General features: G+C 73.1%; 6 protein-coding genes and 1 pseudogene. 3 read left to right on the forward strand and 4 right to left on the reverse strand.

Features of this window, described 5'->3' with window-relative positions; genetic code table 11:
* Positions 1-5 precede the first annotated feature (5 nt).
* Both ACGFI1_RS41650 and ACGFI1_RS41655 read right to left on the reverse strand, forming a co-directional pair.
* Positions 6-599 carry a TetR/AcrR family transcriptional regulator gene (locus tag ACGFI1_RS41650; protein ID WP_392793188.1) on the reverse strand — a complete coding sequence of 198 codons (594 nt, stop codon included), beginning with the start codon at positions 597-599 and terminating at the stop codon, positions 6-8.
* Complete coding sequence (locus tag ACGFI1_RS41655; protein ID WP_392793189.1) at positions 589-1,368, reverse strand: SDR family NAD(P)-dependent oxidoreductase; 780 nt, start codon at positions 1,366-1,368, stop codon at positions 589-591. The genes ACGFI1_RS41650 and ACGFI1_RS41655 overlap by 11 nt, the downstream gene beginning before the upstream one ends.
* 204 nt (positions 1,369-1,572) lie before the next feature.
* Between ACGFI1_RS41655 and ACGFI1_RS41660 the strand changes: the two genes are divergently transcribed.
* Together ACGFI1_RS41660 and ACGFI1_RS41665 are read left to right on the forward strand one after the other, a co-directional pair.
* Complete coding sequence (locus ACGFI1_RS41660) at positions 1,573-2,109, forward strand: hypothetical protein (RefSeq protein ID WP_392733218.1); 537 nt, start codon at positions 1,573-1,575, stop codon at positions 2,107-2,109.
* A 25-nt stretch (positions 2,110-2,134) separates the two neighbouring features.
* Positions 2,135-2,647, forward strand: coding sequence for an HXXEE domain-containing protein (locus ACGFI1_RS41665; protein ID WP_392793191.1), 513 nt, complete (start codon positions 2,135-2,137; stop codon positions 2,645-2,647).
* Here the strand turns inward: ACGFI1_RS41665 and ACGFI1_RS41670 are convergent.
* Positions 2,644-4,770, reverse strand: coding sequence for a hypothetical protein (locus ACGFI1_RS41670; RefSeq protein ID WP_392793193.1), 2,127 nt, complete (start codon positions 4,768-4,770; stop codon positions 2,644-2,646). The two genes, ACGFI1_RS41665 and ACGFI1_RS41670, sit on opposite strands and share 4 nt — an antisense overlap.
* A gap of 71 nt (positions 4,771-4,841) precedes the next feature.
* Entirely contained in the window at positions 4,842-5,471 is a 630-nt protein-coding gene (locus ACGFI1_RS41675; protein ID WP_392793195.1) for an HNH endonuclease family protein, read from the reverse strand.
* A 503-nt stretch (positions 5,472-5,974) separates the two neighbouring features.
* Here ACGFI1_RS41675 and ACGFI1_RS41680 point away from each other — a divergent pair.
* A pseudogene (locus ACGFI1_RS41680) lies at positions 5,975-6,954 on the forward strand (IS481 family transposase).
* Positions 6,955-7,059: the final 105 nt, after the last annotated feature.

Here is a 7,059-nt window from a genome sequence, read left to right on the forward strand (position 1 = left end):
GCGCTTCAGGGTTGGAGGGAGGCCCAGATGCGGGACGGTAGGACGGCGGCGGCCTCGTCCAGGTCCACCGACCTCGGATCTGAGAGCCAGCGCCGCGCCGTCTCGGCGACCGGCCCGATCAGCAGCATCTCCATCATCACCGGTGACAGCCGCGCGACCCGGCCGCCCGCCACATGCGGCACCATCCACGCGACGAGCTTCGCGATGCGCGGCGTCTTCAACTCCGCGATGACGGCCGCATGCTCCGGCAGGAACGCCGCATAGGCCGAGGTATGGATGAACCGTGCCGCGTCACTGCGCTCGCGCGTGAATCTGAGGTAGGCCCTTGTCGCCGCCTCGACGCCCTCTTGCGCGTCGGTGATTCCCTCCAGCGCGTCCAACAGGGTGTCGAGCAGGTCGGCCATGCAGCGCGCGTAGAGGGCGGCGGCCAGGCCGTCGAACGATCCGAAATGGTGGTAGAGGCTGCCGCTGCTCATCCCGGTGGCCGCGATGACGGCCTTCATCGTGAAGCCCTCGTGCCCGCGTTCGGCGTGCACCCGGAGCGCCTCGGTCAGGATGCGCGCGACGGTCTCGTCCGTGCCCTGGTGCTTAGGCGACATCGAGCACTTTCTCGGCGTCGTCCCAGAGCCGTGCCGCCAGCTGGGCGTCGAGCGCCTTCGGCTTCAACGGCGTCTCCTTCTTCACGTGGAAGTAGCGGCCCGTCCCGTCGGCGGTGATCAGGTCTGCGACGGGCGGCCCGCTCTTCGACGCGGGCTTCAGCGTCCACTTGACGGCCTTCAGCAGGGCGCCGAAGAGGCCCGTCCGGGCGCCGAGGTCCGTGCGGAGCACTCCGGGATGGACCGCGTCGATCGTCACCCCGGCGTCCTTCCACCGCTCGGCGAACAGCGGGACCATCATGAGGTTCGCCAGCTTCGTGTTGGCGTACGTGTGGACGGCATGGAAGTCGTCCCCGGCCGGCGTCCTGTCCGGGTCGACCCGTCCGGTGACGTACAGGCCGGCGCTGACCTGCACCACCCGCCGCAGCCGCTCCTCCAGCAGCCGGTTCAGCAGGAACGGCGCGAGATGGTTGGTGAAGAACGCCTGCTCGAACCCGTCCTCGGTGAGGACCCGGCGGCTGGGCCAGACGCCCGCGTTGTGGACGAGCACGTCGACGTCGGCCAGCGCACCGGCCAACTCCCGCACGGCCCGCACGGACGACAGGTCGCCCACGACCAGTTCCGCGCCGATCTCGCGCGCGGCGGCCGCCCCCGCGTCCGGCCGCCGCGCCACGATCACCACCCGGTGCCCCCGCCGGGCGGCCTCGCCCGCCACCGCGCGTCCCACACCCCGGTTCCCGCCGGTGACGGCGACCCGCAACGCCCCGCTCACACCCGGCACCCTTGGCTCATACCGGGCACCCTAGCGATTTCCAGAGACCTTCTCTAGAGACAGTCTCCAATTACCTCGCCGGTGGTACCGCCCGCCTCCCCCACTGCGCCGCCCGTCGTACGCGCCAAGCCGCCGCGCACGTGACGACACCCCCCGGACCCGACCGGCATCGTCATGGCAGACCGCACAGAAAGGACCGTGGACATGGCGATACAGGAACGCACCCGCGCGCGGCGGGAGGGCCGCCTCCCCCTCGGCAGGCGCTGGCGCAAGACGACGCTGATCGTCCACATCGTGTCCGCCGGGGCGTGGATCGGGATCGACGTCATCGTGGCCGTCCTCGTCCTGACCGGCCGGTTCGGCGGCAGCGACGACGTCCGCGGCCTCGCCTACCGGGCGCTCGCGACGTTCGTCGTGTGGCCGATGCTGACGTCCGCGCTCATCTGCCTGGTCACCGGCGTGATCCTGGGCCTCGGCACCCGATGGGGGCTGGTGCGCTACTGGTGGGTGGCGGTCAAGCTCGTCCTCAACCTGATCCTGTGCACCCTCATCCTGGTGGCCCTCCAGCCGGGCATGGCCGAGGTGGACGAGTACGGCCGCACCTTCAGCGCCGACGCCCCCGAACCGGCCTTCATCTCGAACCTGTTCTTCCCGCCGGCGGTCTCCCTGACGACCCTGACGTTCGCCACCGTCCTCGCCGTCGCCAAGCCCTGGGGCCGCCTCCGCCGCCGCTCCGCGTGATCACCCCTGCCAGACTGGCGGTGTGATGCGAGATGCCGGAATCGGGCTGCTTGTCGCGTGGGCGGTGCACGACGCTGAGGAGGTCGCGGCCGGGCCGCGCTGGATCCGGGCGCACCTGCCCGAACTGCGCGAGCGGTTCCCGCAGGCGCCCGCCGCCGTGTGGCGGTGGATGGAAGCCGTGGACGAGCGCGAGTTCGCCGTCGCCGTGACCCTGATGGGGGCGCTCGTCGCGGGGGCCGCGGTCGACGGGCAGCGCACCGGCGGACGGTCCGCCACCTACCAGACCGCGCTCGCCGGGTTCGGGCTGCACGGCCTGGTCCATCTCGGGCAGGCCGCCGCGCTGCGGCAGTACACGCCCGGCTCGGTCACCTCGGCCCTGGTGGTCGTCCCGTACACGGTGTGGGCCCGCGCTCGGCTGCGGCGCCAGGGCGTGCTGCGCCCCGCGCGGGCACGGGACGCCGCAGTGGGCCTGGCGTTCGCCGCCGCCGGTGTCGCCGGAGCGCACCTGGCGGCCCGGCGGATCACCGGACGGCGCTAAGGCGTGAGACCGGGCAGGATGGCGAGGAGTTCGCGGCATTCCTCCTCGTCCTGGCGGACCTGCCGGCCGTAGATGCCGACGCCCGGGATCGCGGCGTCGCCGTCGATCAGCTCGCGCAGGTCGGGGACGAGCGGAGCGGCGTCCGCGCCGAGTTCGCGCAGCAGGGCGTTGAGCCAGGGACCGGCCCCCAGGTAGGGAAGCGCGCGGCGGACGGCGTCCAGGAGCGGGGCGGGGTCACCGGTGATGCGGCGGATCGCCCGCGCGGCGGCGACGTCGGAGTGCCGCTCGCCGAGGAGGCCCCGCAGGCGCGGGAGGAGAGGCTCGGCGTCCGGACCGGCCAGGCCGGCGAGTTCGGCCGCGTCCGTGGTGTGGCGGCCCCTGTCGATCGCGTCGGCGGCGGCCTGGAGGGCTGGGGCCTTGTCGCCGGTGCGCAGCAGCAGGCGCGCCGCCTCCAGCCGGTCCCGGACGGCGGAGGGGTCGTCTCCGGTGGGCTCGTCGGCGAGGACGCGCAGGCCGGGCAGGAAGTCGTCGAGGGGCAACTCGTAGTCGACGGCCGTCTGCGCCGCCAGCACGGGGTCGGCCGTCGCGGCTTCGGCGATGCGGGCGGTCAGCTGGTCGGTGTCGCCGGTGATCGCGGCGAGGGCCCGCGCGCAGTCGAGGCGCTGCCGCCAGGACGCCTCCGGGTCGTCGCGGGTCAAGGTCAGCGCGGGCACCGCCGCCGAGGCCGCGGGGCCGATCGCGGCCAGCGCGCGGGCCGTCCACCAGTCGTCGTGCGGGACGAGCCGGAGGAGCTCGGGCACCGCCTCCGCCGCGCCGGGGCCCCAGCGGTGCAGCAGCCGGGTCAGTCCGTTCACCTCGTTGTGGCGGCGCATCCTCGCGAGGTGGGCGTCGTAGCCGCCGGACTCCGCGGGCCCTCCGAGAGGGATCGCCGCCAGCCGCCGCCGCACGGCCGCGAGCAGCTCCGCGTCGGCGGGCACGCCGGTGTCGATCAGCAGGCTGACGGCGTCGGCCGTCGCCGCACCCGCGCCGAGCGCGGCGATGAAGGGCTCGCGCCAGCGGGCGTCACCCAGCCCGATCAGCGTCTCCAAGGCCGCGTCGAAAACCCGCGCTTCAAGGGAGTCGGCGTCCGCGGGCGGCTCGGCGGCGAGGGCGGCCAGAGTGTCGGCGGTCTCCACGGCGGCCTCCCGCACGTCGCGGATCGCGGTCGCGGCGGCGGCGCGGACGCCGAGGTCGGAGTGCCGGAGGCCCGCCGCCAGCACCGGCGCCACCTCGGCACGGGCCGGGCGCGACCGCACGCAGCGCTGGTAGGCGGCGTCGACGGCCGTCCGCGCGGAGTCGGCGGGCCCCTGGTCGAGCAGGGTGCGGGCCAGTGCGGCGAACGACGCGCCGTCGATCCGGCCGGCGATGTCGTCGAACGGGTCGTCCGCCCAGATCCAGCCCTTCAGCGGCTCGCCCTCCAGCCAGCACCGGGCGGCCGCCTCCGAGGCGGCGTCCGTCCAGGGGAGGCCGTTGGCGGCGATCGCCCACAGCGCTCCGGCACGGACGGCGGCGGACCGTCCCGCGGCCTCTTCGGCCAGCCACGCCGCGCTGCCCTGCGGGTCGAGACGGCCGGCGGCGGCGAGCAGGCCCGCCAGCACCCGCGGCGACCGCTCCTTCTTGCGCCGGGCCCGGAGCGCGGGCAGCACCTCGGCGGCGCACGAGCCCGGGAGGTGGCCGAGCAGGTAGGTGGCGTAGTCCCGGATGTCGGTGTCCGGGTCGTCCAGCAGCGGGACCATCAGCGGAGCCTCACGGGCCAGGGCGGCGCGGACGTCCGCGAGGACCTCCGGGGTCGCGTCATCGGCGGCGGCGATCGCGCTGAGCAGGGACACCAGCACGTCGCGCCTGCGCGTCCCGGGGTCGGCGGCGAGGCGGGCGACGAACGGCACCGCGTGCGGCGTCGCCGTGTACAGCGTGCCCTGGTGGTAGACGCTGCCGAACAGGTGCTCGGTCGCGTCCTCGGCCCGCTCGTCGTCGTCGCCGACCGCATCCCGAAGCGTCTGGGGGAAGTCCTCAGCCGACCCGTAAGCGTGACCGAGCGACGCCCAGTCGATGTCGTCAATGCCCTCAAGGCCGGCCGCCGTCATCGTTCTCCCCGTCCGCCGCGTCTCTGCCGGTGACTCTAGGCCCCGGCAGAGACACTCGGCGGCGGGACGGCTCAGCAGGTGCCGAGCATCGAGGTGAGGGCGCTCTTCTCAGCACTGTCGACGGTGAGGTCGTAGTACCACTTCACCTGGATCCAGGCGCGGGCGTAGGTGCAGCGGAACGCGGCGCGCGGCGGCTGCCACTCGGCCGGGTCCTTGTCGCTCTTGCTCTGGTTGACGTTGTCGGTGACGGCCCACAGCTCGGGGCCGCCGAGGTCGTTGGCGTAGGACTGGCGGCGGGACGTCGTCCAGGCCCAGGCGCCGGACGCCCACGCCTCCGCGAGCGGCACCATGTGGTCGATGTCCAGGTCGGACGCGAGGGTCCAGGTGGCGCCGTCGTAGGGCGAGTACCAGCTGCCGGACGTCGGGTAGCAGGACGAATCGGTCACGACGCCCGTGCCGTCCCGCTTGAGGACGGTCTCACGGGTGTTGCACGCGCCGGAGATCGTGATCCAGTGCGGGAACAGGTCGCGGTCGTAGGTGCTCTGGTGCGATTCGGCGGCGACGGTGAGCTCGGCGAGTCGGGTCGCGGCGGTCGCGGCGGACGGGATGTTGGGCGGGGTCGCGGACGCCGGCGCGTCCAGGACGGCGATCAGCGCCGCGGCCAAGAGGGCCGGGAGCAGGAACGACAGCAGTCGTCGCATGGGGGGGAGCCCTTCCGCTGCCGCTCCCGGCCGGGGCGGGGGGCGCCCCGAGGGGGATCGGGAACGGCGGCACTGCGACGGTGACATTTCGGGCAATTGCCGTTAAATGTCACGCTTTGCCCAGGCGCGGCCGCACCCTTGGTCGGATGCTGCCGTCAAAGCGCCGCCCTCACCTCGCTGACCTGCGGGATCACGCCCGTGGGGTCGCCGGTGCGAGGGGTGATACAGCGGATGAAGGCTCCCTGAACGGATCTGTCAGGCGAAGCGGGCGCGTCCGGCGGAGATGCCCGTGCGGTCTTCCGCGGCGGCCTCGAAGAGGGTCGCTTCGCCGTCCTTCCACGTTTCGACGCCGAGTTCGTCGCCCGGGAAGACCGGGGCGAAGAAGCAGCCCTCTAGTTGTACTCAGCCATGAGGTTGGTGACACGCCGGGCCTGGTAGTTGATCAATGAGAAGACCTCCGAGTGCGGTGGAGATGTCGGTCTTCACTCGTCTCGGAGGTCCTCATGGCCCACGCTAATGCACGGTTGACTGTCCACGGCCGTCGTCTGCTGGTCGAGCGTGTCCGCGTCCACGGCCGCCCGGTCGCGCACGTGGCGCGCGAGTTGGGGGTCTCGCGGCAGTGTGCGCGCATCGCTGGGTGCGCCGCTATGACGCCGAGGGGCCGGCCGGACTGCACGACCGGTCCTCGCGACCGCACCGCACCCCTGGCCGCACCACGCGCCGGGCCGAGCAACGCGTGCTGGAGCACCGCCGCCGCCACCGCCGGGCCCCGGCCTTCATCGCCGAGGCGACCGGAGTGCCCGAACGGACCGTCACCCGCATCCTGCGCCGCCATGACGTGCCGCGGCTGGCCGAGTGCGACCCGCTCACCGGCCGGCCCATCCGGGCCACCCGCCACACCACCATCCGCTACGAGCACGACCGGCCCGGCGCGCTGCTGCACCTCGACGTCAAGAAGATCGGCCGCATCCCCGACGGCGGCGGCTGGCGCGTCCACGGCCGCGGCAGCTCCCGCCTGGCCCGCCACAAACGCGCCCGCATCGGCTACGACTACCTCCACGCCGCCGTCGACGACCACACCCGCCTGGCCTACGCCGAGATCCACCCCGACGAGACCGGCGCCACCGCCGCCGACTTCCTGCGCCGCGCCACCGCGTTCTTCGCCGCCCACGGCATCACCCGGATCCAACGAGTGCTGACCGACAACGCCTGGTGCTATCGCCGCAGCCGCGACTTCGCCGCCGTTCTGACCGATCTGGGCGCACGCCACAAACTCATCCGCCCGCACTGCCCCTGGCAAAACGGCAAGGTCGAGCGCTTCAACCGCACCCTGGCCACCGAATGGGCCTACCAGCAGGTGTTCACCAGCAACACCCAACGCAGCGACCACCTGGCACCCTGGCTGGAGTACTACAACACCCAACGCCCACACACCGCACTCGGCGGCCGACCCCCGATCACCCGACTGTCACCAACGCCATGACCGAGTACACCTAGGGCGTGTTTCGAAGTGGGGTGAGCGTCGGCGTGTTGTGAGCCGGATGCAGTGAGGTCTCCGGTAGATGGTTCATCGACCAAGAAGAACCCA

Source organism: Actinomadura geliboluensis, from assembly GCF_043197915.1.
In the GTDB taxonomy this organism is placed as follows: domain Bacteria; phylum Actinomycetota; class Actinomycetes; order Streptosporangiales; family Streptosporangiaceae; genus Spirillospora; species Spirillospora geliboluensis.

Coding starts and splice junctions, on each gene's coding strand:
- ACGFI1_RS41660 (WP_392733218.1), top strand. CDS start 1,573: ATGGCGATACAGGAACGCACCCGCGCGCGGCGGGAGGGCCGCCTCCCC.
- ACGFI1_RS41670 (WP_392793193.1), bottom strand. CDS start 4,770: ATGACGGCGGCCGGCCTTGAGGGCATTGACGACATCGACTGGGCGTCG.
- ACGFI1_RS41665 (WP_392793191.1), top strand. CDS start 2,135: ATGCGAGATGCCGGAATCGGGCTGCTTGTCGCGTGGGCGGTGCACGAC.
- ACGFI1_RS41675 (WP_392793195.1), bottom strand. CDS start 5,471: ATGCGACGACTGCTGTCGTTCCTGCTCCCGGCCCTCTTGGCCGCGGCG.
- ACGFI1_RS41650 (WP_392793188.1), bottom strand. CDS start 599: ATGTCGCCTAAGCACCAGGGCACGGACGAGACCGTCGCGCGCATCCTG.